This is a genomic window from Thalassospira lucentensis (genome assembly GCF_032921865.1).
In the GTDB taxonomy this organism is placed as follows: Bacteria; Pseudomonadota; Alphaproteobacteria; order Rhodospirillales; family Thalassospiraceae; genus Thalassospira; species Thalassospira lucentensis_A.
In genome coordinates, this window is the sequence record NZ_CP136684.1 from 933,959 (window position 1) to 960,252 (window position 26,294).

General features: G+C 57.2%; 24 protein-coding genes and 1 tRNA gene. 6 read left to right on the forward strand and 19 right to left on the reverse strand.

Annotated features, from left to right (window positions below; genetic code table 11):
• Window positions 1–29: 29 nt before the first annotated feature.
• From R1T41_RS04970 to R1T41_RS04980, 3 genes are all read left to right on the forward strand, one after another.
• Window positions 30–1,745, forward strand: coding sequence for a tetratricopeptide repeat protein (locus R1T41_RS04970; RefSeq protein WP_317340360.1), 1,716 nt, complete (start codon window positions 30–32; stop codon window positions 1,743–1,745).
• Window positions 1,746–1,766: 21 nt separating this feature from the next.
• Window positions 1,767–2,693, forward strand: a complete 927-nt coding sequence (locus R1T41_RS04975; RefSeq protein WP_317340362.1) for a 4-(cytidine 5'-diphospho)-2-C-methyl-D-erythritol kinase — start codon at window positions 1,767–1,769, stop codon at window positions 2,691–2,693.
• Window positions 2,694–2,771: 78 nt separating this feature from the next.
• Window positions 2,772–2,846, forward strand: a tRNA-Gln gene (locus tag R1T41_RS04980).
• Between the two features lie 40 nt (window positions 2,847–2,886).
• Here R1T41_RS04980 and R1T41_RS04985 read toward each other — a convergent pair.
• From R1T41_RS04985 to coxB, 14 genes are all read right to left on the reverse strand, one after another.
• Entirely contained in the window at window positions 2,887–3,597 is a 711-nt protein-coding gene (locus tag R1T41_RS04985) for a copper homeostasis protein CutC (protein ID WP_317340364.1), read from the reverse strand.
• Window positions 3,594–4,526: an ROK family protein gene (locus R1T41_RS04990; RefSeq protein ID WP_317340366.1), complete on the reverse strand. Its 933-nt coding sequence runs from the start codon at window positions 4,524–4,526 to the stop codon at window positions 3,594–3,596. Before R1T41_RS04990 ends, R1T41_RS04985 begins: the two co-directional genes overlap by 4 nt.
• 116 nt (window positions 4,527–4,642) lie before the next feature.
• A complete protein-coding gene (locus R1T41_RS04995) occupies window positions 4,643–5,902 on the reverse strand; it encodes a M16 family metallopeptidase (protein ID WP_062961248.1) in 1,260 nt (419 codons plus the stop codon).
• Between the two features lie 46 nt (window positions 5,903–5,948).
• The gene (gene thrC / locus R1T41_RS05000; RefSeq protein ID WP_317340368.1) at window positions 5,949–7,346 is read right to left on the reverse strand and encodes a threonine synthase; all 1,398 of its coding nucleotides are present in this window, start codon (window positions 7,344–7,346) and stop codon (window positions 5,949–5,951) included.
• A gap of 174 nt (window positions 7,347–7,520) precedes the next feature.
• On the reverse strand, window positions 7,521–7,937 hold the full coding sequence (locus R1T41_RS05005) for a Crp/Fnr family transcriptional regulator (protein ID WP_062948355.1): 417 nt from the start codon (window positions 7,935–7,937) through the stop codon (window positions 7,521–7,523).
• A gap of 120 nt (window positions 7,938–8,057) precedes the next feature.
• Window positions 8,058–9,545 carry a carboxypeptidase M32 gene (locus tag R1T41_RS05010; RefSeq protein ID WP_317340370.1) on the reverse strand — a complete coding sequence of 496 codons (1,488 nt, stop codon included), beginning with the start codon at window positions 9,543–9,545 and terminating at the stop codon, window positions 8,058–8,060.
• Window positions 9,546–9,657: 112 nt separating this feature from the next.
• Entirely contained in the window at window positions 9,658–10,380 is a 723-nt protein-coding gene (locus tag R1T41_RS05015) for an SURF1 family protein (RefSeq protein ID WP_062948357.1), read from the reverse strand.
• A gap of 9 nt (window positions 10,381–10,389) precedes the next feature.
• A complete protein-coding gene (locus R1T41_RS05020) occupies window positions 10,390–10,758 on the reverse strand; it encodes a DUF983 domain-containing protein (protein ID WP_062948359.1) in 369 nt (122 codons plus the stop codon).
• Between the two features lie 17 nt (window positions 10,759–10,775).
• Complete coding sequence (locus R1T41_RS05025; protein ID WP_062948361.1) at window positions 10,776–11,576, reverse strand: cytochrome c oxidase subunit 3; 801 nt, start codon at window positions 11,574–11,576, stop codon at window positions 10,776–10,778.
• 82 nt (window positions 11,577–11,658) lie between these two features.
• A complete protein-coding gene (locus R1T41_RS05030; protein ID WP_062948363.1) occupies window positions 11,659–12,249 on the reverse strand; it encodes a cytochrome c oxidase assembly protein in 591 nt (196 codons plus the stop codon).
• A gap of 7 nt (window positions 12,250–12,256) precedes the next feature.
• A complete protein-coding gene (locus tag R1T41_RS05035) occupies window positions 12,257–12,394 on the reverse strand; it encodes a hypothetical protein (protein WP_156486479.1) in 138 nt (45 codons plus the stop codon).
• Complete coding sequence (gene cyoE / locus R1T41_RS05040) at window positions 12,391–13,317, reverse strand: heme o synthase (RefSeq protein ID WP_170954139.1); 927 nt, start codon at window positions 13,315–13,317, stop codon at window positions 12,391–12,393. Before cyoE ends, R1T41_RS05035 begins: the two co-directional genes overlap by 4 nt.
• 86 nt (window positions 13,318–13,403) lie before the next feature.
• Window positions 13,404–14,990, reverse strand: a complete 1,587-nt coding sequence (ctaD, locus tag R1T41_RS05045) for a cytochrome c oxidase subunit I (protein WP_317340373.1) — start codon at window positions 14,988–14,990, stop codon at window positions 13,404–13,406.
• 11 nt (window positions 14,991–15,001) lie between these two features.
• On the reverse strand, window positions 15,002–15,853 hold the full coding sequence (coxB, locus tag R1T41_RS05050) for a cytochrome c oxidase subunit II (RefSeq protein ID WP_062948368.1): 852 nt from the start codon (window positions 15,851–15,853) through the stop codon (window positions 15,002–15,004).
• Window positions 15,854–16,852: 999 nt separating this feature from the next.
• Between coxB and R1T41_RS05055 the strand changes: the two genes are divergently transcribed.
• The gene (locus R1T41_RS05055; protein ID WP_062948370.1) at window positions 16,853–17,671 is read left to right on the forward strand and encodes a hypothetical protein; all 819 of its coding nucleotides are present in this window, start codon (window positions 16,853–16,855) and stop codon (window positions 17,669–17,671) included.
• A gap of 88 nt (window positions 17,672–17,759) precedes the next feature.
• Here the strand turns inward: R1T41_RS05055 and R1T41_RS05060 are convergent, their stop codons facing one another.
• A complete protein-coding gene (locus R1T41_RS05060; protein WP_062948372.1) occupies window positions 17,760–18,338 on the reverse strand; it encodes a YqgE/AlgH family protein in 579 nt (192 codons plus the stop codon).
• 177 nt (window positions 18,339–18,515) lie between these two features.
• Here R1T41_RS05060 and R1T41_RS05065 point away from each other — a divergent pair, with 177 nt between their 5' ends.
• Together R1T41_RS05065 and R1T41_RS05070 are read left to right on the forward strand one after the other, a co-directional pair.
• Window positions 18,516–20,984, forward strand: a complete 2,469-nt coding sequence (locus R1T41_RS05065) for a protein-disulfide reductase DsbD family protein (protein WP_317340375.1) — start codon at window positions 18,516–18,518, stop codon at window positions 20,982–20,984.
• Between the two features lie 171 nt (window positions 20,985–21,155).
• The gene (locus tag R1T41_RS05070) at window positions 21,156–21,638 is read left to right on the forward strand and encodes a peroxiredoxin (protein WP_062948374.1); all 483 of its coding nucleotides are present in this window, start codon (window positions 21,156–21,158) and stop codon (window positions 21,636–21,638) included.
• 78 nt (window positions 21,639–21,716) lie between these two features.
• On the opposite strand, the gene R1T41_RS05075 is transcribed toward R1T41_RS05070, so the two are convergent.
• The 4 genes from R1T41_RS05075 to gcvPA form a co-directional block, all read right to left on the reverse strand.
• Window positions 21,717–22,121 (reverse strand): hypothetical protein, encoded by a 405-nt coding sequence (locus R1T41_RS05075; protein WP_062948376.1) that lies wholly within the window; start codon window positions 22,119–22,121, stop codon window positions 21,717–21,719.
• Window positions 22,122–22,332: 211 nt separating this feature from the next.
• Complete coding sequence (locus R1T41_RS05080; RefSeq protein ID WP_317340378.1) at window positions 22,333–23,238, reverse strand: protein phosphatase CheZ; 906 nt, start codon at window positions 23,236–23,238, stop codon at window positions 22,333–22,335.
• Between the two features lie 205 nt (window positions 23,239–23,443).
• Window positions 23,444–24,940: an aminomethyl-transferring glycine dehydrogenase subunit GcvPB gene (gcvPB, locus tag R1T41_RS05085; RefSeq protein WP_062948380.1), complete on the reverse strand. Its 1,497-nt coding sequence runs from the start codon at window positions 24,938–24,940 to the stop codon at window positions 23,444–23,446.
• Complete coding sequence (gene gcvPA, locus R1T41_RS05090) at window positions 24,937–26,292, reverse strand: aminomethyl-transferring glycine dehydrogenase subunit GcvPA (protein WP_317340380.1); 1,356 nt, start codon at window positions 26,290–26,292, stop codon at window positions 24,937–24,939. The genes gcvPB and gcvPA overlap by 4 nt, the downstream gene beginning before the upstream one ends.
• Window positions 26,293–26,294 lie beyond the last annotated feature (2 nt).

Consider the following 26,294-nt stretch of genomic DNA (forward strand, 5'->3'; position numbering starts at 1 on the left):
GTTGCGAATTGCAGACGCAGGACAAGTTTTTGAAACGCCATCTGTTAAACATCGTCATTCCGATGACGGCTCTTGCCCTTTCGGCCTGTGGCACCATGTCGCAGCGCGCCGACCGTGCCGAGTTCGAATATCCGCAAAGCAACAGCTTCTCTGGCAACTTCCTTGCCGGCAAGGCCGCCCAGATCGAAAACCGCACGGATTATGCTTCGCGCTATCTGCTGCGCGCCCATGAAATCGACCCAGGCAACGATGATCTGCGCCGCCGCGCCTTTCTGGCCCTGATTGCCGAAGGCCGCATTGCGGACGCGGAACCGATTGCACGCGTTCTGGTCGATGAAAACCCCGAAGACCTGTTTGCCGTGATGGCCGTCATGGATGCCGAAATCCGCGATCAGGATTATCAGGCAGCCCTTGATACCGTATCAACCCTGCCGCAACGCGGGATCACATCGCTGATCGTGCCACTCGCCAAGGCATGGCTTTATACCGGCCTTGATCAGCCGCAAAACGCCATGGCCGCCCTTAACGAATTGCAGGGCAACGGGTCGCTCAATCCGCTGTCGGAATATCATCGTGGCCTGATCCTTGCCTATTTCAATGACCTGAACGCCGCCGAAGTCGCCCTTGCCAGCGCCTATGGCGATCCGGCCGATGCGCCGCTTCGCGCGGCCGAGGCACTCGGCTCCGTCTACGAACGCAAAGGCCAGACGCAAAAGGCATCACTTTTGTATGAAAGCTATATGGATCGCCATCCGCAGTCGCTGGCGATGCCCTATCACCTTGACCGTCTGGCAAAGGGCGAACCACCAACCAGCACGGTTGTGACCCCGGCATCGGGTCTGGCGGAGGCATATCTTGATATCGCGACCCTGCTCAGCCAGGAAAACGCGGTTGATCCGGCCCTGCTCATGGCGCGCTTTTCGCTGTCGCTGCGCCCCGGTGATGACATAACCCGCCTTCTGGTCGGCGAAATCATGGAAATCCAGAAACGCTTTGACGCGGCGATCATTGTCTATCAATCGATCCCCATCGAATCCCCGCACAGCTGGAACGCGCGCCTGCGCGCCGCCTCAAGCTATGAACAGCTTGGCAAAACCGACGATGCCATTGCCCTTCTCGAAAACATGGTCAATGAACGCGGTGATCGTCCCGATGCCCTGATCCAGCTTGGCGATATCCTCCGCTTTGATCAGGACTTTGCTGGCGCGGCCAATGCCTATGACCGGGCGATTGAACGGCTGGGCGGGGCCGATGCTGTCGGCTGGCGTCTGCTTTATCGTCGCGGCATTGCCTATGAACGCGCCGGAAACTGGCAAAAGGCCGAGGCCGACTTCCTCAAGGCGCTCGAACTTGAACCCGATCAACCCTATGTCATGAACTATCTTGGCTATAGCTGGGTCGATATGGGCAAAAACTTCGATCAGGCCGAAGACATGCTCAAACGCGCGGTCGAACTGCAACCTGATGACGGTTACATCATCGATAGTCTCGGCTGGGTCTATTACAAGCTCGGCCGTTATGACGATGCTGTCGAACAGCTTGAAAAGGCGGTTGAACTCAAACCCGATGATCCGACCATCAACGATCATCTGGGCGATGCCTATTGGCAGACCGGCCGCTTCCACGAAGCCCGTTTCCAATGGCACCGCGCCCTTTCCTTCAACCCGACCGAAGAACTGCGTGCGGATGTTCAGGCCAAGCTTGAAGGCAAAACACCCCTTGTTGGTGCGGTTGCCGCAAACTGATTGATCGGGGATATCGGGCATATGTCTTCGACCCATACCGAACCGGCCCCGGCCAAGCTGAACCTGTTCCTGCATGTCACCGGCAAACGCGATGACGGCTATCACCTGCTCGATAGCCTCGTCTGCTTTGCTGATTGCGGCGATGTGATTACCGCAACCGCGCGCGATGATGCCGAACTGACCCTTTCGATCACCGGCCCGATGGCGGGTGACCTTGCCACCGGCAATATCGAAGACAACCTGGTCCTGCGCGCCGCGCGCCTGCTTCGGGCCGAGGGAGCGGTATCACAGGGCGCCGACCTCACACTTGAAAAAAACCTGCCCGTCGCATCTGGCATCGGCGGCGGATCGGCAGATGCCGCCGCCGCCCTTCGCGTGCTGTGCCGGGTATGGCAGCTTGATATCCCGACCGACGCCCTTGAAAAACTCGCCCTCAAGCTCGGGGCCGATGTGCCGGTTTGCCTGCATGGTAAAACCGTTTTGATGCAGGGGATCGGGGAAAAGCTGATTGATCTGCCGGAATTGCCCAGCCTGTCACTGGTGCTGGTCAATCCGGGCCAGGCGGTTTCAACGCCTGAAATCTTTGCCGCGCGCGATGCCGCTTTTACCGACGAAAACCTTTGGGATCGCATGGCAAAGTTTAACAGCGGGGCATCGCTTGCCGCGGCCCTTCAGGACTGCCGCAACGACCTGACCCTTCCGGCATCGGGCATCTTGCCCGAAATCTGTGACGTGCTGAATGCGCTGGCCCGCGAAGACGGCTGTTTGCTGGCCCGCATGTCGGGCAGCGGGGCGACCTGCTTTGCGATTTACGATACCGAAAATCAGGCCGGACGCGCCGCCCACGCCATCGCCGAAAGCCAGCCCGACTGGTGGGTACAGGCCACCGGAATTCAAACGACCGAGGATCGCGCACGCGCACAAATCGGCGCATCCTTCCCGGCCTAAATCCCCCGCAAAAAAAGGTTCAAATAGAGGGTTGCACTCCGGCGCGGGGAACGCTATTTTCCGCGCCACACACGCTGATGGGGCGTGGCCAAGTGGTAAGGCATCGGTTTTTGGTATCGTGTACCGTAGGTTCGAATCCTACCGCCCCAGCCAAGACAAACCGCTTTGAGGTTTTCCTCAAAGCGGTTTTCTTTTATCCGCTCATCCCCGCCTTAAGCGCCCGGACGATTTCGCCATCGGTGGCGACCCGTCCGGCGGCGTAACCGTCCCCCGCCGGGTTCGCTTTTTTGCACGATGCATGCAGTTCCGTTGCCCCGGTTGTGCGCAGCAATTTTGCCGCATTTTCCGGCGTGATGCCGGATCCGGGCAGGATCGTGATCCGTCCGTCGGCCTGTGTGATCAGGCGCGCAATCATGTCCGCCCCCTGTTCGGCGGTCGGCTGCTGGCCTGATGTCAGGATGCGGTCAAAGCCAAGGTCGATGGCACCTTCAAGCGCGTCGAACGGATCGGGCACCGCGTCAAACACCCGATGCAATGTCGCCCCAAGCCCGCCCGCCACGGACAGAAGATCGGCCAGCATGTCGCGATCAAGCCGCCCGTCCGGTGTCGCCGCGCCAATCACGATCCCCTCTGCCCCATGGTCGCGGGCAAGGGCGATGTCGTGTTTCATCATCGCCACGTCAGACGCGCCATAGATGAAATCGCCGGGCCGTGGCCGGATCATCACCCGGCAGGGCACGGGAATATCGCGCAAATGGGCCATCGCCCCGGCACTTGGCGTCACCCCGCCGACCGCCAGGGCGGCGCAATATTCAATGCGGTCCGCCCCGGCGCGCGCGGCCACCATCGCATCGTCAAAACTTTCAACACAGATTTCCAGAAGCGGTTTGATCCCGGCTGTCATACACCCGCCCCGCCAGCCAGAAGATGCAGCATCGCCGCCCCGCGAAGCCCGCCATCGCGGCTGTAATGGCCCGGCACCACCAGCGGCGCGTCATAGCGGCCGAGAACCCGCGCCCGCACCGCCTCATCGATCATCGCAATCAGGCGGCTTTCAGAAGCCAGCCCCCCGCCCACCGGTACACTATCGGGGTCGAGCACATTGACCATCAATGCAAGCTCCCCCGCGATCAGGTCGACAAAGATTTCCACCGCGCGGCTTGCCATCGCATCCCCGCCCTGCCAGCCATCGGTGATCTCGTAACTTGGCCGTTCCTGTCCGGGGGAAAGCCCGGCAATCTGCGCGTAAATCCGTTCAAGCCCCCGCGCCCCGCCCCAGGCATCAAGGCACCCGTTCCGGCCACAGCCGCACACAACGCTCGCAAGCCCATGGCGGATCAGCGCACCGGAAACATCATTGCCATGTCCCCATTCGCCGCGAATGCCGCTGCGCCCGCCAATGAACTGCCCGTCCACCACAATGCCGCCGCCGACCCCGGTGCCAAGGATGATGGCAAAAACCGTCCGCGCGCCCTTGGCCGCACCCCCGCGTGCTTCGGCAAGCGCAAAGCAATCGGCATCATTGGCCACCCGCACGTCACGATTGAGGATTTTCGAAAGTTCCGGGCCAAACGGCCATCCCTTGATCGCCGGGATATTGGCCGAAATCACCGCCCCGGTCTTGGGATCAAGCCCCCCGGCAAAGCTGATGCCGATATCGGCATTCTCGCCAAATTCGCGGTCGGCATCGGCAATCAGCCCGGCAATCGCCGCGACAAAGGCATCGCGATCCTGCGTTGGTGTCGGCACCTTGATCTGGGACCGGATGTCACCACTGGCGTCAAACGCCCCGAATTCGATTTTCGATCCGCCAATATCAAATGCGTAATGCATGGACTGTATCCCCGTGATCTTTCCTATCGGATACACCACAGGATCATCTGCCGCAAAAAGAAACGGCGCCCCCAGAAGGCAGCGCCGCATTCCTTCATCTTCTTAAAACGCCGTTCTCAGGCACGCAGCCGTGCCGCAAGGTCATCATAACCCGGCATGCCCTTGACCGGGCCAAGGGCCGTCACCGTCGGCGTACCGCCCAGAAGCGACTTGCCCGCCGCACGCACCCGTTCAAGGTCAACCGCGTCAACCTTGGCAACGATTTCCTCGATGGTTTGCGGGCCACCGAAAATCTGGATCTGGCGCGCAAGCGTTTCGCAACGGCCGGAATTGCTTTCCATGCCCATCACGACCGAAGCCTTAAGCTGTGCGCGCGCCCGGTTCACTTCTTCCTCGGTCAAATCGACCGTGGCGCGCACCAGCTCGTCACACATCACCGGCATCAATTCGCCAATGTCGTTTGGCCCGGTCCCGGCATAAATCGAAAACAGCCCGCCATCGACATAGTGTGACGAGAAGCTATAAACCGAATAGACAAGCCCGCGCTTTTCACGGATTTCCTGGAACAGCCGCGAAGACATGCCCCCGCCCAGCAACGTGTTGAACACCTGCAGATCATAGAAACTGTCATCGGTATAAGACACCGTCGGCAGGCCAAAAATCACATGCACCTGTTCAAGGTCGCGCTGCTCGATCCGGTTGCCGCCTTCATAGCGAAGGGCTTCCATTTCATGGTCTTCATGCGTCGGAAGGTTATCGAATTTCGACGACACCAGATCGACAATCTGCTGATGATCAACCTTGCCCGATGCCGAAAACACCATGCGTTTCGGGCTGTAACGGCGCGACATGAAATCAAACAGATCATCACGCGACAGCGACGATACATTTTCCGGACTGCCAAGGATCGACCGGCCAAGCGCCTGATCCGGCAGGGCCGTTTCCTGGAAATAGTCGAAAATAATGTCATCGGGCGTGTCATTGGCCTGCCCGATTTCCTGCAAGATCACCTGACGTTCGCGTTCAAGTTCCTTCGCATCAAGGGTCGAGTTCTGCAAAATATCGGCAATCACATCAATCGCCAGTTCCTGATCTTCATGCAGGACCTTGCAGTAATAGGCCGTATTCTCGCGCGAGGTATAGGCATTCATCTGCCCGCCGACATTCTCGATTTCCTCGGAAATCTGAAGCGCGCTGCGCCGCCGCGTGCCCTTGAACGCCATATGTTCAAGCATATGGGAAATGCCGTTGATTTCAGGCGTCTCGTTGCGCGCCCCCACATCAACCCACGCACCAAGTGCCACGGATTGCACATGCTCAAGGCGGTCGGTCGCAACGATCATCCCGTTGTCAAGCCGGGTAAGCTCGACTGTCATATGGTTATACTCCTGTGTTTCACATCATGTCCGAAGTCGCACGTCATCAGGCCGCACGTCGCTTTGCGCGAACATGCGCCATCAGGGCGCTGACATCATTGGACATGGTTTCGGCCTTCTCTGGCCGGTCATATAGGTCAGACAGCCGTGCCGGCAAGTCCGGATAAATCCCCGATGCCTGTTTGACCGCATCCGGGAACTTCGCCGGGTGTGCGGTCGCAAGGGCCACCATCGGAACCGATTTGTCGCGATTGCATTTGCGTCCGGCGACAATGCCGATCACCGAATGCGGATCAACAAGCTCGCCACTGGTCGCCAGCACATCCCTGATCGCCGCCCGGGTTTCATCGTCGCTCAGCCGATAGCCGTCGAAATGTTCCTGTGCGCGGGCAAACTGCCCCTGCGACATTTCCATAATTCCGGTTTCGCGGAACTTGGTCAGCATCCCGGCAATCGCAAGGCCATCGCGATCATAAAGGTCAAACATCAACCGTTCGAAATTCGAACTGACCTGAATATCCATCGACGGGCTGATGGACGGCTCGACACCTTCCATCTTCATCACGCCACTTTCGAAAAAGCGGGCGAGAATGTCGTTGCGATTGGCCCCGACCACAAACTGTTTGATCGGAAGCCCCATCTGCATCGCGGCATATCCGGCATAGACATTGCCGAAATTGCCCGACGGAACGGAAAATGACATTTCACGTTCCGGCGATCCAAGCTGCACCCCCGCCCAGAAATAATAGGCGATCTGGCACATGATGCGCGCCCAGTTGATCGAATTGACCGCCGAAAGACCAACCTCGTCGCGGAACGCATGATCATTGAACAATGCCTTCACCAGGTCCTGACAATCATCAAACGATCCCTCGACCGCGATGTTATGCACATTATCCGACAGGATGGTCGTCATCTGGCGACGCTGCACTTCGGAAACGCGCCCCTTCGGATGCAGGATGAAAATATCGATATTTTCCCGGTCCCGGCAGGCTTCAATCGCGGCTGACCCGGTATCACCCGACGTCGCACCGACAATCGTGATGCGTTCGCCGCGCTTGGCCAGAACATGGTCAAACAGCCGCCCGACCACCTGCAACGCATAATCCTTGAACGCCAGTGTCGGACCATGGAAAAGCTCCATCACCCAGTCATTGGCACCAAGCTGTTTAAGCGGTGCGACCGCTTCGTGATCAAACCCGGCATAGGTTTCTTCAAGAATGGTCTTAAGCGCCGCATCATCGACCGAACCGGTCGTGAAGGGCTGGATCACCTTATAGGCAACTTCGGCATAAGTCAGGGTTCGCAGCGCACGGATGTCATCGGCAGTGAAGGTCGGCCAGCTTTCGGGCACATACAATCCACCATCACGGGCCAGACCGGCCAAAAGGACATCATCAAACTGCAAAACGGGCGCGGTTCCCCGCGTGCTGACATAACGCAACGACCTGTGCTCCTGAACTGGGCTTTCACAACATTCAGGCGACTTTGTCCCTAACGGACAAAGACACTCCAAACCGAAAGTTAGTGAGGGGAACAGCCGCCATAGTCAAGGGTCAATCAGGCAGATCAGGCGTGCTTTGCGCAATATCGCGTAACCGGCTGGAATGACGGCCTGTCAATCAAGCGTGATCCCGTGTTCCTTGAGCTTGGCCTCGGCCACGGCGGCACGGCGCACCACGGTGCGATAGTTATTCAAAAGAATCCGCAGGACCGCCTTGATGAAGCGGTCAGACGCCGCCATTTTTTTCTCGAACATCTGGCGATTGATCGCAATCAGGACCGTCCGTTCGCAGGCGCGCGCCGATGCCATGCGCGGCTCGTTATCGACAAGCGCCAATTCGCCAAACAGGCCCCCGGCTTCTATCCTGCCCAGAATGACTTCTTCGTCGCCATTCATGGTCTTATAGATTTCAACCCGGCCTTCCTGCACGACAAAGGCCGCACTTCCCGGTTTTCCTTCCCGAAAAATGACCTGACCGGCGGCATAAACATGCCGGTCCATGACTTTCTTGTTGCCGTCGGTTATTCCCATGACGCTTCCGGGAAAATGGACATTAAATCAAAATATCCTGATGTGGGGCCGGATGCCTGCCGTCACCTGTGCCGGAAGGATGATTGATGCTAGCAGATAAGTACCGCCAATCAATCAGTTTCACCCGCCATACCTGTTTTCCATATGGGCCTTGAAGGCCGCCACGCCAAGCGGTTGACCGGTTGCCTCGATCAATATCTCGTCAGTTGATTTGCTCGATGCCTTGCCATGGATATTTTCGCCAAGCCACCCCATCAAGGGGCTGAAATCACCACGCGACAGTGCATCGGGGATTTCCGGCCGGGCCTTTTTCGCCGCGGCAAAAATCTGGGCGGCGGCCATCGCGCCCAGCGTATAGGTCGGGAAATACCCCCACGCACCTGATGGCCAATGGATATCCTGCATGCAGCCATCCCTGTCATCGGGCGGCGTAATGCCCAGCAACTTGCCCATCATCTCGTTCCAGGCACCCGGCAGATCGGCAAGCTTCATGTCGCCTTCGATCAGGGCGCGCTCCAACCGATACCGCAGGATCACATGCGCCGGATATGTCACCTCGTCCGCATCCACACGGATCAGACCCGGTTCGACACGGGTATAAAGCCGATGCAGGTTGCCTGCATTCCATGCCGCGTCATCGCCACCAAACGCCGTCTTGAAGACCGGCCCGGCATAGGTCAGGAATTCTTCCGACCGGCTGGCCTGCATTTCCACCAGAAGCGACTGGCTTTCATGCAGGGTCATGCCGCGCGCCTTGCCCACCGGCTGATTGCGCCACGCGCCGGGCAATCCGCGTTCATACATCGCATGGCCGGTTTCATGCAGAACCCCCATGATCGCCGATGTGAAATCAGTTTCGTCATAGCGCGTCGTGATGCGCACATCATCGGGAATCCCGCCACAGAACGGATGATGCGAAATATCCAGACGGCCATGCTCGAAATCAAAACCGACCGCCTTCATCAGGTCCAGGCCGACCTTGTTCTGAACCGAAACCGGGAACGGCCCGGTCGGGCTGATCGGGGCCGCTTCGGATTTCTGGCGTTCGATCACCTGGGCGGTAAAGGCTGGCAGGAACGCTTCAAGTTCGGCAAACAGGCTATCGATCCGATCTGACCGCATCATCGGATCATACTGATCCAGAAGCGCATCATAAACCGACGTGCCCAGCGCCTCGGCCTTGGCCTTGCCCGCCTCGATCGACAGGTCCAGCACGGTCTGAAGCTTCGGCAAAAGCCCGGCAAAATCATTATCCGCCCGCGCACCGCGCCACGCGACCTCGCACGAAGTCGCCGCCAGTGACATTTTCTCCACCAGATCGGACGGCACCGCCGTGCCATGCACCCAGTTGCGTTTCATTTCCGCCAGATTGGCCTTCTGCCACGAATCAAGGTTTTCACCCCCCGCCGCCTCGATCAAATCGCCCATATCCGGGGCATTGATCAGTTCGTTTGCCATGACATCAAGGGTCGCCAGTTGCTCGGACCGGGCATTGGCCCCGCCATTGGGCATCATCGCCGCCATATCCCAATGCAGCATGCCGCCGATATCGGACAGAACATTGATCCGGCGAAAACGGGCTTCAAGCGATTTATAGGCGTCAGTCATGGGAACTCCTGTTCGGCGGAACCGGAAAAATCTGGCAAACCGGGCAAACGAAACGCCGCAACCGGTATCGGGCAGCGTTCCGTCAGGCAGTCGGAAATATCGTCAGAAAGGATCAGCTTTCGGCGTCATCTTTCTGCGGGCGGCGGTGATACAGAATAAAGATCACAATCAGCGAAAGCGCAAGGCTGTACCAGGTGATCGCATATTCAAGATGATTGTTCGGCAGATCGATTTTCGCCTGCCCGCCAATCGGCAAGCCGCCGGGGATTTCGGTTTCATCAAGTTCAAGATAATACCGGCTGGCAAGATCCGCCCCGCTATCCTCGGCCATCGCATCGACATCGACAAAGAACCACTGGTTTTCCAGCGGTTCGTTTTCCGGCTGAACCCAGTGGCGGGTCTGCGGCAGGCGCAGTACGCCGGTTACCCGGACATTGCCCTCAATCAGGCTGTCGGGTCGGGTCGAAGGATCGCGAAAATCCTGCGGCACCCAGCCGCGATTGACCAGAATGATCCGGCCATCTTCCTGTTCAAGCGGTGTGATCAGATGAAACCCGATATTGCCCCGCCGGGTCCGCGCCATCAGATACATTTCCTGATCGTTCAGGAAATGGCCTTCGGCATAGGCGGCCCGGAATGCCATCGCCGGGTCGGGCGCAACATCTGTCGGCACGGCAATAGGCGGCTGGGTCGCCTGCGCCTGGCGTTCCGCGATCAGGTTCTGTTTCCAGAACAGGCGATCCACCTGCCAGGACCCAAGTCCCAGAAGGATCACAAGGGCAAGACCGGCACAGATTTTGATCGCGGGGCTTGGGCGTGTCGTCAGAAGCGGCATCTATTCAATTCAATCCTGTTCGGAAGTCGACCGGTGGCGATATTGCAGCGCCACCATGAGGCCTTTTAACGGTCGCAGCAAGGCCAGTGTTACCCCGATGATGGTCGGGAACCATAACACCGCATGCAGCCACAAAGGCGGCATATAGGTCATCTCGACCCAGAGCGCCATCGGCACCACGATAAAACCGAGAATGAAGATGATAAAAACGGCCGGGCCATCACCGGCATCATGACCGCGAAGATCAAGACCGCATTGCGAACAGCTTTCGCGAACATTCAGAAAGCCCGAAAACAGCTTTCCCCCGCCACAGCGGGGGCATTTGCATGCCAGCCCGGTGCGGATGGGGGAAAGTGCTGGATAGTAATCCATGGTCATTGGCTGACCGGTATCCTTTATTCGCCGCCCCAGATGTAAACGGCAAAGAACAGGAACAGCCAGACAACGTCAACGAAATGCCAGTACCATGCGGCGGCTTCCAGACCGAAATGATGGTCGGGTTTAAAGCCGTCCTTGATCGCCCGCACAAGGCAGACCGCAAGGAACACGGTGCCGACAAACACGTGGAAACCGTGGAAACCGGTCGCCATGTAGAAGGTCGACGAATAAATGCCATCGGCAAAACCGAATGCGGCATGGCTGTATTCATAAGCCTGCAGGCCCAGGAAGATGACGCCAAGGGCAACCGTAATCGCCAGCCCCTGCACCATGTCCTTTTTCTTGCCTTCAAGGCAGCCATGATGCGCCCAGGTCAGGGTGCAGCCCGACAGAAGCAGGATCAGGGTGTTGAGGAACGGCAAATCCCACGGATCAAGAACTTCGACACCTGCGGGCGGCCATTCGGTCACACCGGGGCTGAAAATAATGAACGCGTTGTGGAAGAACGCCCAGAAGAAGGCGACAAAGAACATCACCTCGGACGCGATAAACAGCGACATGCCGTACCGCAAGCCGATCTGCACAACCTTGTTGTGGTAGATGGTGGACTCGCTGATCACGTTGCTCCACCAGCGGAACATCACGAACAGGATGCCCGCCAGTCCAAGTCCGGCCAGCCAGAAATCTGTCGGCGCACGATCCGAATGCATGAACATGACCATGCCACCGGTAAACAGTCCCGCAGACAACGCGGCCACCAACGGCCACGGGCTCGGGTCTACCAGATGGAACGGATGTTTCTGAGCGTGATCACTCATTCCTCGCCCCCCTCAATCCTCACAAATGAAACCTTCAAAGCTCTCTTCATTGGAAACACGGAACCTGCCAACCGGTCAGGCCCTAGCCTCCTTTTCCTTTATCCCCGCCCGGACCTTCAACCGATGCCTCGGTCTTATAGAAGGTATAGGACAGGGTAATGGTCTTCACGTCTCTGGTATTCGGGTCTTCTGCAATCGCCGGATCGACATAGAAACTGACAGGCATATCCACGCGCTGACCGGGTTCAAGCGTCTGCTCGTCAAAACAGAAACAGGCGATCTTGCTGAAATACTGCCCGGCCTTAAGCGGCGTTACATTGTAAAGCGCCTGACCGGTCACCGGTTTGACCGACATGTTTTCGGCCATGTAATAGGCAAGGTTGTCCTCGCCCAGCTTCACGGTGATTTCACGCTGTTCGGGCTTGAACTGCCACGGCAGGCGGGAATTCACATCGGCATTGAACCGGATTTTGATCGTCTTTTCCGAAACATCGCGCGGTGCATCGGTGGCAACCTGTGTGGTGCCGCCATATCCCGTCACCTGACAAAACAGCGCATAAAGCGGGACCGAGGCATATGACAGACCAATCATGCCGCCAACAATGGCAACACAACTCAGCAATACGCGCTTGTTACGCGCCTTTGTTTTGTCCGCATGCTTCTGATCAGCCATATATGCCCTAGCTCATCTTAAGAATGGTGATGGCGAAAAACAGGATTGCCAGCCCGCCAAGAATGGCAAGAAACGCCCAGTTCTTCTTGCGCCGCTTGGCGTAAAACGCATCCAGTTCGGCTTTGCTCATTTTGGGTTCGGTCATGCCAGATATCCTTTGATCCAGACATCGGCAACCATCGCACCAAACAGGACGAACAGATAAAGGATCGAATATCCGAACATCTTGTGCGGTGCCTTTTCCTCGGCATTGCGCAGCACGCGAACCGCATGGCGCAGGAACCACAAACCGGTCAGAACCGCCGTCACACCGTAAAACACGCCCAGCAACCCGGTCGCAACCGGCACAAGCGTGATCGGCAGCAGCAGGATCGTATAGATCAGCATCTGCTTCTTGGTCGCGGCCTCACCGGCAACGACTGGCATCATCGGCACGCCGACCTTGGCATAATCGCCACAGCGAAACAGTGCCAGCGCCCAGAAATGCGGCGGCGTCCACATAAAGATAATCAGAAACAGCGCAATCGAATTGATATCGATCCCGCCGGTCACCGACGCCCAGCCGATCATCGGGGGGAATGCCCCGGCGGCGCCGCCAATGACGATATTCTGCGGCGTGCTGCGTTTCAGCCACATGGTGTAAACGAACACGTAAAACGCAATCGACACCGCCAGAAGGGCGGCGGCGGCAAAATTGATCGCAACCGCCATGACGGTTACGGAAAGGATGGATAACGCGATCCCCAGCGAAAGCGCCTCGTCGGCGGGCACACGGCCGGCCGGGATCGGGCGGTTCTGGGTGCGTTTCATGTGGATGTCGATATCGCGGTCATACCACATGTTGATCGATGCCGCCGCACCGCTGGCAACGGCAATACAGGCAATCGCAACCAGCGCCAGGAACGGATGAAGCGTTCCCGGTGCAATCAAAAGACCCACGGCACCGGTGAACACCACAAGGGTCATCACACCGGGTTTCAGCAACGCAATATAGTCGCGCACTTCCGATACCGGTAATGCGGCGATGTTATCGATTGCAAGGGTCTGCTGGGCGGCCTGCTTGGTCATGTAATTCTGGTCTTCTTTTCTCGGGGCGGTCGTATGTTCCCCGCCGGGACCGGCTGGTCACGGCGGGGAACGCAAGATCGGATCAATTACTTGATGCGCGGCAGTTCGTCAAAGGTATGGAACGGCGGCGGCGAGCTGACGGTCCATTCCAGTGTATCCGCACCTTCGCCATATGGGTTGGCTTCGGCCTTTTTGCCACGGATGAAGGCATGCGCCACCAGCCCGACAAAGAAGATCGTCGCCGCGAACGAAAGATACGCGCCATAGGATGAAACCAGGTTCCAGCCCGCAAACGCATCCGGGTAATCGGCATAACGACGCGGCATGCCGGCCAGCCCCAGGAAGTGCTGCGGGAAGAAGGTCAGGTTCACCCCGATAAAGAACAGCCAGAAGTGGATTTTACCGCCGAGATCGGAAATCTCGTAACCCGACATCTTGCTGAACCAGTAATAGAAGCCCGCAAAGATCGAGAACACGGCACCCAGCGACAGCACATAGTGGAAATGCGCCACCACGAAATAGGTATCGTGCAGCGGCAGATCCATGCCGGAATTCGCAAGGATAACCCCCGTCACACCGCCAACGGTGAACAGGAAGATAAATCCGATCGCCCACAGCATCGGTGCGCGAAGCTCGATCGAACCGCCCCACATGGTCGCGATCCACGAAAAGATCTTAACCCCGGTCGGCACCGCAATCACCATCGTTGCCGCGGTGAAATAGGCGCGGGTATCAACATCAAGGCCAACGGTATACATGTGGTGCGCCCACACGATGAAACCGACAACACCGATTGCGACCATGGCGTAAGCCATCCCGAGATAGCCAAAGATCGGCTTGCGCGAGAAGGTCGAAATGATGTGGCTGATGATGCCAAAGCCCGGCAGGATCATGATGTAAACTTCCGGATGCCCGAAGAACCAGAACAGGTGCTGGTACAGGATCGGGTCACCGCCACCGGCCGGATTGAAGAAATCCGTGCCAAAGTTGCGGTCGGTCAGAAGCATCGTGATCGCGCCACCAAGAACCGGAACCGCCAGAAGCAGCAGGAATGCCGTCACCAGCATCGCCCATGCAAACAGCGGCATCTTGTGAAGCGTCATGCCCGGTGCGCGCATGTTGAAAATGGTGGTGATGAAGTTCACCGCCCCAAGGATCGAGCTCGCACCGGCAAGGTGCAGGGCAAAGATCGCCATATCAACAGATGCGTCCGGGTGGCCCAGCACGCCCGATAGCGGCGGGTAAACCGTCCAGCCGGTCCCGGCACCGCTGCCGACAACGGCAGACAGCATCAGAAGCACGAAGGCCGGAACGATCAGCCAGAACGAAATATTGTTCAGACGCGGGAACGCCATGTCCGGCGCCCCGATCATGATCGGAACGAACCAGTTGCCAAAACCGCCAATCATGGCGGGCATGACAACAAAGAACACCATGATCATGCCATGTGCGGTGACCAGCACGTTAAAGAACTGGTGATCTTCGATGATCTGGGTGCCCGGATGGGCCAGTTCCATACGGAACCAGACCGAGAACGCCCCGCCGATCAGACCGGCAATCAGCGAGAATGCAAGATAAAGCGTGCCGATATCCTTGTGGTTGGTCGAAAGGAACCAACGGGTAAAGAAACCGGGCATGTGATCATCATGCGAATGTGTGTCAGCGTGAGCCATAAATCTCTCCCTCACTCTGCCGAGGCCACGGAAACCGCCGACGGCAGGTCAACCGACGCGAATTTCTCCTGGGCCTCTGCGACCCATGCCTCGTATTCTTCCATGGTCACGGCTTTCACCGCGATCGGCATGTATGCGTGGTTCACGCCACAAAGTTCCGAACACTGGCCATAGAAGGTGGTGCCTGCATATTCGCCCGGAATGCGGGTCCAGGTTTCGTTCAGGCGGCCCGGCACGGCATCCAGCTTGATGAACAGCGACGGCATGGCCCAGTTATGGATCACATCGTCCGATGTCATGATCAGGCGGATATTGGTGTCAACCGGCAGAACAACGGGGTTGTCCACATCCAGAAGGCGGATCTTGCCTTCTGCAACGGCGGTTTCCTCGTCGATCATAAGGGAATCGAACGTGAAATTGCCATTGTCGGGATATTCGTACGTCCAGTACCACTGCTTGCCGATGATCTTGAGCGTCATATCGGCATCTTCGACGTGATCTGCATAATACAGCAGACGGAACGACGGGATCGCAATGATCAGAAGGATCAGTACCGGCGCCACGGTCCATACGATTTCAAGAAGCGTATGGTGGGTGGTCTTGGACGGGACGGGATTGCGTTTCCGGCTAAAGCGGAAAAGAACATAAAGCAACAACAGCAGGACGATCACCGTAACGGCGGTCATCAGCCATGTCAGAAGAATAAAGAAATCATGGCCCTGTACAGCCACCGGCGAAACCGGGTGCTGAAGACCCAGTTGCCATGGCTCAGGCTGACCAACCGCGGCAAGCGCGGCACTATCCAGTCCGGTCAGAACTGCCAATCCCAGCAAAAGAATGGGAAACAGCATCTTGATCGACATGCGAATCTGCCCCCTCGCATTACATCTCAAGGCAATTTGTCCAAAGGAAAGCCACATCGTGACCATCGACATTTACGAACATAACGGGTTGTTCGTTCATCGAAAAGGCATGCCGTGATGACTCAACCATAAATCGGCACGCCATCAGGATCACAACACAACATCAGACAAACCTGATTTTTAAACCCGCATGCACTGCGGCACAACGGTATGGCAGGCAAATAGCCTATCTTCACTACCTGTTCCAGAAAAAACCTCGCTGCGTTGCACAAAAATATTACTTGTCCTTTCAGGAATTTAGCGCACTGGTTCAATTTTTTTCTAAATCCAGAGCCCTACCCCTGCGATAGAAATCCTGCCATTCCTTATCGCGTCGGGCCATCATAGCCCCGATTGCTGCCACGCAACAGACAGCAGGAAATTATCCTTTAGACGATACAAACCGCAGGTAAAATAATCATTTAGGTACGGATTTATCGGCATCCCCCGAACGACGCGACTTTGATCCCGAAACCGGCCCCGGTTCCGGCAAGTTATCCACAGGCAAAGCCATCGCAATCAATCATTTACCGCAACATCGAGTCGTAAAACCCAACTACCCTGATCTGCTTCCACTGTGCCCCCGGCCTGCCCCCGGTCCGCCTCCGATCTGCCCTCGCTCTGCTGGTTTCGATCATCAGGAACCGGATCGCGCATGAAGTTTTTCGAATGCACCGCACAAAGGTTGATAATCGCCGCGATCTCTGTGATTGTTGGCACAAGGAACCTGCCGGATCACTTGCGCGCCGGGCTTCCGCTTTCGGGACACGAAACCTACATAAAAACGCGCATATGCCTTTAATTGCGGGATTTTTTCCCAATATCAGGAGAATGGTATCAGCAACCTGACCGGTTGGCTGGAACTGTTCTATTCGAAAGTATTATTTTTCCTGTCCTTCCGATAATTCTCGATTATCATCCGGGCAGGATTACCGTGACGTTTCAGATCGAGGTTCGCTCATGTCCCGCCAAGGAAGCAAAAAGCTTTTCACCGCAGAGCTCCGGCTGCTCAACAAGCTGGAAAGTATGAGTGATATCGTATCCATGCCGTTACCGGCACCGGCCGCTGATGGCGGTGCCACCGGTGGTGCGGATATGTCCTCACTCCATAATGCGATCGAGGATCTGAAGGTGGAACTTCTGTCCGACATCCGCATCATGATGGAAGAACAGAAAAAGCTGAATGCGCGCGCCGATGACGAAGATCAGGACGATGCGCGCAACGAGCTTCGCATGCTCAAGACCGAAATCCGCGCACTCGCCAATTCCATTCAGGAAACCAAGCGCGAAATCGCCGCCCTCTATACCGCACCGGATGATAGCAGCGGCACCCGGCTTAACATCGTCAAGGGCGAGCTTGATTCCGTCGTCGCCGCGACGGAGGACGCCACCGCCAACATCCTTGAAACCGTCGAGAAAATCGATGCAGTTGCCCACAATATCCGCTCCGCCGCCCCCGATGACTACACGCAGGGGCTGGCCGACGATATCGTCGATCTGGTGGTCAAGGTGTTTGAATCCTGTAACTTCCAGGATCTGACCGGGCAGCGCATCACCAAAGTCGTCAACACCATGAAATATATCGAGGAACGCGTGACCCGCGTGATCGAAATCTGGGGCGAGGATGACTTTGGCGAGTTCGATCTGCCCGCCGATCCCAAAGGCCAGGACAATCTCGACAAAACCGTTACCCGCGCGCCGCAAAACGTCGAACGCGTCAGCCAGGACGAAATCGATCAGATATTCTCGCAGGAAGAAATCGACGCCCTGTTCGACTGATCCGTTTATTGGCCTGAAACGTCACCAAAACAACAAAGCCTGCCGGAAACGGCAGGCTTTTTCATGTGCGGAGTTTGGTCCCGTGGTCTTACGCGTGGCCCGCCTCACCCGAAAGAAGTTCGGGGGCAAAGCCCAGCTTGGCAAAGGCCCGTTCCCATTTGTCTTCGCAATCGGTGTCAAACAGAAGGTCGGCATCCGCATCAACATGCAGCCAGCCATTGGCAAGGATTTCACTTTCAAGCTGCCCGCTGCGCCATCCGGCATAACCGAGCGCCAGAATGCTGCTTTTCGGGCCTTCGCCCAGCGCAATCTGCTCAAGGATATCGACCGTCGCCGTCACCGACACACCGGGATCGACATGCAGGGTCGCCTCGTTTTCAAAATCGGTACTGTGCAGAACAAATCCCCGCCCGCTTTCAACCGGGCCACCGAAATGCACCTGAATATCGGCAATAGTCGGCGCCGGGCGCGCAATGCCAAGCTGCTCAAGCAGCTCGGGAAACGTGATGCTGTCGATCAGCCGGTTGACCACCAGCCCCATCGCCCCATCCTCGTTATGGGCACAGATATAGACCACGCTTTGCGAAAAGCGGGGGTCACGCATGCCCGGCATCGCCACAAGCAGCTTCCCTTCCAGATATTCGCCAGTGTGTTCTTTAATTCCCATTCCCGAACTTTTCCTGTTTTGCTCATACAAACCTAACGCGATCCGTCGCCCATTACCACCGAAAGCCACCTTTGCCTGAAAACAGTCCAAAAATGACATTGATCAAAGCCGAAACGCGCCACTGCTTTACATGTAGGTAGCCAGACAGGCAATCGACAGCAATCGCCTGGTAAAAAGATGGTGTTCCTGATCACATCACCGGGCACACCACCGATCACACCACCGATCACACCACCAGGCACATCACCGGGCACACGAACCGGTAACGCAGTCGTGCCTTGCTTTGAACATCAACCGGGATTAGCCATCATTTCCATGGCATCCTGGGGCATGCCGGTGGCACAAAGCCCGGTTTTGTGCCATATCCACCAAACGGAATGTCATCGTGCCCGTTTCGAAAACCAGAAGGAACCACCCGTGATCCGGTCTTTGCCTGTCATCCTTGGTCTGTTTATCGCAGCCCTCGCCCCACTGGGTATCGGGGCGGGCACAGGGGCGCATGCGCAAACCGCCGCCAGCAACCGGGTTGACGAGGATTTCGCATCGGTCCGCCTGCTCAGCGCGCGTGACGCCATCAATGGCCGCGATGAAATCCGCCTTGGTCTTGAATTCGAACTTGAGCCCGACTGGAAAATCTATTGGCGCAGTGCCGGTGATGCCGGTTTCCCGCCGCAGCTCGACTGGGCCGGATCAACCAATATCGGCGATGGCGAAATCCGCTGGCCCGCCCCACACCGTTTTTCGATCTTTGGCCTCGAAACATTCGGCTACAAGGATCACATCATCCTGCCGATTGATGTCCCCGTGACCGATCCCGCACAGGCCGCCCATATCGAACTTGATGTCGATTATCTGGTCTGCAGCGATGTCTGCATCCCCGCACAGGCCCACCTTACCCTTGATATCCCGGCAAACCTTTCGGGTGGCACGGATAGCGATAATGCCGCCATCAGCAGCTTTGCCCATGACATCGAAAAATTCGCATCCCGCGTTCCGCTTCGCGGTGATAACCTGCCAATGTCGGTCACCGATATCTGGCAGTCGGTCGACGCATCGGGCGAAAATGACGAGACATTTCTGAATGTCGCCGTCTCGGGCCTTGATCAAACCGCGACCGATCCGGTTGAAATCCTGATCGAAGGCAATGTCCGCCTTGGCTTTGGCGTGCCGGTCCCGACCGCAACCGATGACGCAAACGGCACACAGCAATTCCGGATCCCGATCTATGGCCTGAAAGACGGTCAGACCACGATTGGCGATGACGTGATCGTCACCGTCATTGCCGGCCCCCTTGCCATCGAACAGAACCGCCAGATCGCCGCTTCCCCGTCTGGTTCTGCCACCAGCAGCAACACCGTTTCCGGTACCAGCATCGCCGCCACCAGCCTCTGGCTGATCGGCGCGCTGGCCCTTCTGGGCGGCTTTATCCTGAATTTCATGCCCTGCGTCCTGCCGGTCCTCTCGATCAAGGTGATGTCGGCGATGAAGGCCCAGGGTGCCGAACGCAGTGCCACCCGGCGCGGCTTCCTTGCCAGTGCGGCGGGCATCATCACGTCCTTCTGGCTGATTGCGGCTGTCCTGATCGGCATCAAGCTTGCGGGCGGCACGATTGGCTGGGGCATCCAGTTCCAGCAACCGCTGTTCCTGACCGTGATGACCATCATCGTCGCCCTGTTTGCCTTCAATATGTGGGGCCTGTTTGAAATCAACGGTCCGGCCGAACTCGGCAATGCCGCCAATGATGCCATCACCACGCGCGAACAATCCGGAAGCCACCTTGGCGGTCATTTCCTGACCGGCATGTTTGCCACCCTGCTGGCAACCCCGTGCTCGGCCCCGTTCCTTGGCACCGCCGTTGGCTTTGCTTTGGCAGGCAGCAGCTTCGACATTTTCTGGATATTCACCCTGCTGGGTATCGGGCTTGCCATTCCTTATCTGGCGATTGCTGCCCGGCCCGAAATCGCCCGACTTCTGCCTAAGCCCGGTCGCTGGATGGGCTTTGTCAAAGGGGTTCTGGGTGTGGCCCTTGCCGGGACAGCCATCTGGCTGCTGTCGGTTCTGGCGGTTCAGATCGGCATGGGCGGGGCGATTGCGGTTGGTGTCGCCCTTGTGATCGCGGGCATCCTGCTGTTTGCCCGCCACCGCACGACGGTGCAGAAACGCAAATTTGCTTTTACAGCACTTGCCACCCTTGGTGTGCTGGCCGCCCTGTTTGCCCCGGGCTTTTCCAAGGCCCCGGTTCGCGAAACGGGGGGCGCTGAAACCGTCACCGGCAAACTCCCGTGGCAACCCTTCGCCCCGGATGAAATCGCCCGCCACGTTGCCGATGGCAAAACCGTTCTGGTCGATATCACCGCCGAATGGTGTGTCAGTTGTCAGGTCAACAAGAAGCTGGTCCTTGAAACCGACGAGATCACCGCGGCCCTGTCTGCCGATGATGTCATTGTGATGCAGGGCGACTGGACCCGTCCCGACCCTGTGATTGCGGGCTATCTTGCCGGCTATGGCCGTTATGGCATTCCGTTTAACGCCGTGTTTGGCCCGAACGCCGAAAAAGGCATCCTGCTTTCGGAACTTCTCAGCAAAAAAGAAGTTCTTGCTGCACTGGCCGACGCAAGCGGCCGGGCCGATCTTGTCAAAAACTGATCCGGTCCATGTCTTTGCATGTCGCGGCCAGCATGCAGGAACCGATGACAAAGATTTGAAACCATCGCAACATCACCGGATATGATTGAAGATCAACCCGTTTTGCTGTTTGATGGCCCTATCCCAGAACAAGGGCGACAATAAAGCCGCCCGTATGACGGAGAAAACCCCATGACCATCGAAATCGGCAGCCCCCTTCCCGAAGTCACCCTTTTCCGCGCCACCGCTGACGGCCCCGAAGCCGTCAACACCAAGGAATTTTTCGCCGGTCGCAAGGTCGTCGTCTTTGCCGTGCCGGGTGCCTTCACCCCCACCTGCTCGGCCAAGCATCTGCCGGGCTTCGTTGCCAATGCCGATGCCATCAAGGCAAAGGGCGTTGATGAAATCGTCTGCCTGGCATCGAACGACGCCTTTGTTCTGCGCGCATGGGCCAAGGCGGAAAATGCCGGTGACAACATCACCATGTTGTCCGATGGCGACCTCGCCTTCGTCAGCAAGACCGGTCTTGAACTGGACCTGACCGGTCGCGGTCTTGGTAAACGCGCCAACCGTTTTGCAATGATTGTCGATGATGGCAAGGTCACCGATCTTGCGGTCGAAGAACCCGGTGCATTCGACGTTTCAAGTGCCGAAACCGTGCTCGGCAAACTCTGATCGGTTCGCCCGAACCCCACGGCCTGAAAACAGAAAAGCTCCGCAGTGATGCGGAGCTTTTCCTTTATCTGTAGACGCTTAACGCGGCAAAAGGATCGGAATCGGGTCCGACTTGCTGTCAAAATCGCATTCAAAAGTCGGATTGGTGTGCTTGGCAATGAAATGCACCACACCTTCCCTGAAGTCCGCCTTGATCGGGGACCAACTCATGAATACGCCGCCCCGGTTGTCATATTCGCGAATATCGCGGTCCCGGAAAAGTTCACGGAAACTGTGACCAAGATCCTCGGTCGCCCCGGCAACCAGCCACGACGGCTTCAAACCGCCATGCCAAAGCAGATAAACACCCCCGACATTGTCGAGTTTGAGTTCACTGAAATCATCAATCATGAACAGACGATAATATTCGCCACGCGGGCTTTTCCGCCATTTGATATCTTGTGCCTTTGGCTGGCGCATACCGCCAAGCGACCAGAATCCCATTTCATCCTCCAAGCGTGCATGAATGCGCGCAACTGCCCGTCACACGCATCCCAACACAAGCTTTTGTTTTTATGAACAATACGATATCGGGAAACTGTAAACTTTTGGTTGACTGATTACAGGTCGCGATTTCGCAAGATCTTGTTCTGGCGCAAGACTCACTCCGGGTTTCAACCTGGAATATAATATCCTGTCGAACATTTTGGAATAGTCAGTCAAACAATTTGTCGATGTCGTCCTGGCTGATTCCCTCGCCTTCAAGCTGCGGACCATTCAGAAGATCGTCATCTTCATTCCTTGGCGTTCCGTCATCATCATCGGGAACCGGCAGGTCGCTAAAGGCATCCTCGCCCCAGATCAGGATCATGTTGTGAACCCGTTCTTCTACGAATTCAAGGGTGCGAACCACCTTGTTGATGCGCTGCCCGGTGATGTCCTGGAAGTTACAGGATTCGAAAACCTTGGTGACCAGAAACGCGATCTGTTCGACATGGTCGGCGACGAAGTCGTTCGGCGCCGCATTTTTAAGCGTCATCGCCAGATCATCGATCTGTTCAGCGGATTCAAGGATCGTATGCGTTGCCATTTCCGTATCCTTGATGATCGCATCAAGTTCGGTGGTCGCATTGACCAGACGGTCATCCTCGGCCTTCGGATGGCGCAGCGACGCAATCTGCATCTTCGCCTTGTGAATATGCTCGTTCATTTCCTCGATCTGCTTGCGGATCAGTTCGAGGTCGTCACGGTCGGGCTCGGATGCCCCCGGACGGTTGCTGTGGGTAAAATTGCTGCTGACCGGTTCGGGCAGAACATCCGTCGCATCGCCATCCGATGCCGGTGCGATATGGGCGGCATCAACACTGCCCCCGGCACGAACCGCATCGCGAAGCTCGGCGACTTCGGATCGAAGGGCACGGATTTCATCCAGAACCGCCTGATTGATCCCCGTCGCATCCGCCGTCGCGGCTGGCTTTGGCGCCGGTAATGCCGCACCTGCCCCCATACCGGTTTCAAGCGTCGGATCGAAAAAGGAATCCGACCAATCTTCGACCACACCACCCGAACGTTCTTTTAAACGGCGTTCTGCGGTGAAAACCTTCTGCACGCGACGTGACATGACTGACTTCAATCCTCCGGCAACGGGGTGTATTCCCCGATCCCAATTCCCCCGATCATCCGTCCCCGTGGTCCGATGATCACTTTAAAACAAGTATAAGGGTCCAGATTGCTACAAGTCCAATGGGTTTCAAGAACAACCCTTTGAAAAAGCACACCCCGGCCAACCGACCGGGGTGTGCAAAAAGGTTATGCTGCGTTGCAAATCAAGCAGATTCAGGCATCCAGCGCAGAACCGGCTTTCTTGCCGCCGCCGTTTCGTCAAGACGACGGCGCGGCGTCAGATACGGTGCATTCTTGAAGAATTCCGCATCACCCGATTCTGCCTTGGCCACCAATGCCAGAACCGCATCGCAGAACTGGTCAATCGATTCCTTGGTTTCCGTTTCCGTCGGCTCGATCAAAAGCGCACCGTGAACCACCAGCGGGAAATACATGGTCATCGGGTGGAAGCCCTCGTCGATGATCGCCTTCGCCAGATCCAGCGTCGAAACACCGGTATCTTTCAGGAAATCATCGTCAAACAGGGCTTCGTGCATGCAATAGCCGGGGAATGCCACGCTCAGCTTGTCTTTCAGACGCGCCAGCAGATAGTTGGCATTCAGCACCGCATCGCCCGATGCCTGACGCAATCCATCCGCGCCATGGCTTTTCATATAAGACAGCGCACGAATGAACATGCCCATCTGGCCGTGGAAGCCTTTCAGACGACCGAACGGCTTTTTGCCATCCTGTTCTTCGGCGGTTTCCACCAGATGGAATTTCTCGCCCTTGCGCACGACATAGGGGATCGGTGCGAACGGGGCCAGTGCGTCGGAAAACACAACCGGACCCGAACCCGGTCCACCGCCGCCATGCGGGGTCGAAAAGGTTTTATGCAGGTTGATATGCATCGCATCAATGCCAAGATCGGCCGGGCGAACCCGTCCGACAATCGCGTTGAAGTTCGCCCCGTCGCAATAGAAATACCCACCGGCCGCATGGACCAGATCGGCAATCTTGCGAACGTCGCGCTCGAACAATCCACACGTATTCGGGTTGGTCAGCATGATCCCCGCAACATCGTCGCCAAGCTTGGCTTCGAATGCCGCCAGATCAACACGGCCATCTTCGGTGGCCGGGATCGAATCAACCGTGAAACCACATGCCGCGGCCGTTGCCGGGTTGGTCCCGTGGGCTGATTCCGGCACCAGAACACGACGACGGTTTTCACCGCGCGCATCAAGCGCCGCACGGATCGCCATCATGCCACAAAGTTCACCCTGTGCGCCCGCTGCGGGCGACATGGAAACCGCGGGCATCCCGGTCAGAACCAGCAGCCAGTGCGCACAACTGTCAATCAGTTCAAGCGCCCCCTGAACCGTGCTTTCGGGCTGCATCGGATGCAGGTCGGCAAGACCGGGCATGCGCGCAACCTTTTCGTTCAGGCGCGGGTTATGTTTCATCGTGCACGAACCCAGCGGGAAGAAGCCGGAATCAATGCCAAAGTTTTTCTGCGACAGGCGCGTGAAATGACGCACCACCTGCGGCTCGGACAGGCCCGGCAAACCAACATCGCTATCGCGATCAAGGCCGCCAAGGCGTGATTTGATGCCCGCTGGCTTCGGAAGGTCAACACCGGTACGACCCGGTTCGCCCTGTTCGAAAATCAGCTTCTCCTCAAGAACGAGGCCGCGGTTACCGGTATGGGTGGTAAAGCTCATGCCAGCACCTCCTTCAATGCAGACGCAAGGTCCGCGATGTCTTCGTCGGTGTTGGTTTCGGTCGCCGCCACCAGCATGTAATGGTCCAGATCGTCACGGTTCGGATACAGGCGCGACAACGGAACCCCGCCAAGGATACCCTTGGCAACCAGTGCCTCGACCACCTCGGCTGCCGGTTTGGCAAGCTTGACGGTGAACTCGTTAAAGAAGCTGTCATTGACCACTTCCGCACCCGGTACCGCATCAATCGCATCGGCGGTCTTGCAGGCGGTTTCATGGTTAAGCGTTGCCACACCACGATACCCGTCTTCCCCCAGAAGGCTCATATGCACCGTAAAGGCCAACGAACACAGACCGGAATTGGTGCAGATGTTCGATGTCGCCTTTTCGCGGCGGATATGCTGTTCACGGGTCGAAAGCGTCAGAACAAAACCGCGCTTGCCGTCCTGATCGACCGTTTCACCACACAGGCGACCGGGCATCTGGCGTACCAGTTTGCTGGTCGTGGCAAACAGACCAACATATGGCCCGCCATAGTTCAGGTTGTTACCAATCGACTGGCCTTCGCCGCAGACGATATCCGCGCCAAAGCTGCCCGGTGATTTGACCGCGCCAAACGCCATGGCCTCGGTAAACACCACGATCAGAAGCGCACCCTTGGCATGGCACGCATCCGCCAGCTTCGTGTGGTCCTGAATACGGCCAAACACGTCCGGATACTGGACCACAACGCACGCGGTCTGATCATCAATCAGATCGTCAAGCTCGTCGGCGGTTGCCTGCTTTTCCGGGTGCCCGTCACGACCGGCAACTTCGGTATCGCTATACTGGCAATAGGTTTCCGTGACTTCACGGTAATGCGGATGCAGACCACCCGACAGAACCGCTTTCTTGCGGCGCGTGGCCCGGCACGCCATCAGAACGGCTTCCGCACATGACGTTGCCCCGTCCCACATCGATGCGTTGGCCACATCCATTCCGGTGATCGATGCCACCTGGGTCTGGAATTCGAACAGATACTGCAACGTACCCTGTGCGATTTCCGGCTGATACGGGGTATAGGCCGTCAGAAACTCACCACGCTGGATGATGTAATCAACCGTGGCCGGAACATGGTGGCGATACGCCCCCGCCCCCAGGAAGCTCGGCACGCTGGCCGTGCCCATGTTTTTGGCGGCCATTTTCGCCATGTCGCGTTCGACCTGCAATTCGCCCAGATGATGGGGCAGATCGACCGGCTCGGACAGCAGCGCGCCTTCGGGCACGTCGCTATATAATTCATCAACGGACTTTGCCCCGATGGTTTCAAGCATCGAGGTGCGATCCGCCTTGGTTAGCGGAAGATAACGCATAT

Excerpts from the sequence above, each read along its gene's own strand:
- ctaD (WP_317340373.1), bottom strand. The coding sequence starts at position 14,990 with ATGGCTCACGCTGACACACATTCGCATGATGATCACATGCCCGGTTTC.
- R1T41_RS05070 (WP_062948374.1), top strand. The coding sequence starts at position 21,156 with ATGACCATCGAAATCGGCAGCCCCCTTCCCGAAGTCACCCTTTTCCGC.
- R1T41_RS05065 (WP_317340375.1), top strand. The coding sequence starts at position 18,516 with ATGGTGTTCCTGATCACATCACCGGGCACACCACCGATCACACCACCG.
- R1T41_RS05060 (WP_062948372.1), bottom strand. The coding sequence starts at position 18,338 with ATGGGAATTAAAGAACACACTGGCGAATATCTGGAAGGGAAGCTGCTT.
- R1T41_RS05055 (WP_062948370.1), top strand. The coding sequence starts at position 16,853 with ATGTCCCGCCAAGGAAGCAAAAAGCTTTTCACCGCAGAGCTCCGGCTG.
- gcvPA (WP_317340380.1), bottom strand. The coding sequence starts at position 26,292 with ATGCGTTATCTTCCGCTAACCAAGGCGGATCGCACCTCGATGCTTGAA.
- R1T41_RS04995 (WP_062961248.1), bottom strand. The coding sequence starts at position 5,902 with ATGACAGTCGAGCTTACCCGGCTTGACAACGGGATGATCGTTGCGACC.
- R1T41_RS05005 (WP_062948355.1), bottom strand. The coding sequence starts at position 7,937 with ATGGGAATAACCGACGGCAACAAGAAAGTCATGGACCGGCATGTTTAT.
- R1T41_RS05010 (WP_317340370.1), bottom strand. The coding sequence starts at position 9,545 with ATGACTGACGCCTATAAATCGCTTGAAGCCCGTTTTCGCCGGATCAAT.
- R1T41_RS05075 (WP_062948376.1), bottom strand. The coding sequence starts at position 22,121 with ATGGGATTCTGGTCGCTTGGCGGTATGCGCCAGCCAAAGGCACAAGAT.
- gcvPB (WP_062948380.1), bottom strand. The coding sequence starts at position 24,940 with ATGAGCTTTACCACCCATACCGGTAACCGCGGCCTCGTTCTTGAGGAG.
- R1T41_RS04975 (WP_317340362.1), top strand. The coding sequence starts at position 1,767 with ATGTCTTCGACCCATACCGAACCGGCCCCGGCCAAGCTGAACCTGTTC.
- R1T41_RS05025 (WP_062948361.1), bottom strand. The coding sequence starts at position 11,576 with ATGAGTGATCACGCTCAGAAACATCCGTTCCATCTGGTAGACCCGAGC.
- R1T41_RS05035 (WP_156486479.1), bottom strand. The coding sequence starts at position 12,394 with ATGACCGAACCCAAAATGAGCAAAGCCGAACTGGATGCGTTTTACGCC.
- R1T41_RS04990 (WP_317340366.1), bottom strand. The coding sequence starts at position 4,526 with ATGCATTACGCATTTGATATTGGCGGATCGAAAATCGAATTCGGGGCG.
- coxB (WP_062948368.1), bottom strand. The coding sequence starts at position 15,853 with ATGTCGATCAAGATGCTGTTTCCCATTCTTTTGCTGGGATTGGCAGTT.
- R1T41_RS05020 (WP_062948359.1), bottom strand. The coding sequence starts at position 10,758 with ATGACCATGGATTACTATCCAGCACTTTCCCCCATCCGCACCGGGCTG.
- R1T41_RS05030 (WP_062948363.1), bottom strand. The coding sequence starts at position 12,249 with ATGGCTGATCAGAAGCATGCGGACAAAACAAAGGCGCGTAACAAGCGC.
- R1T41_RS04985 (WP_317340364.1), bottom strand. The coding sequence starts at position 3,597 with ATGACAGCCGGGATCAAACCGCTTCTGGAAATCTGTGTTGAAAGTTTT.
- R1T41_RS05015 (WP_062948357.1), bottom strand. The coding sequence starts at position 10,380 with ATGCCGCTTCTGACGACACGCCCAAGCCCCGCGATCAAAATCTGTGCC.
- R1T41_RS05080 (WP_317340378.1), bottom strand. The coding sequence starts at position 23,238 with ATGTCACGTCGCGTGCAGAAGGTTTTCACCGCAGAACGCCGTTTAAAA.
- cyoE (WP_170954139.1), bottom strand. The coding sequence starts at position 13,317 with ATGACCAAGCAGGCCGCCCAGCAGACCCTTGCAATCGATAACATCGCC.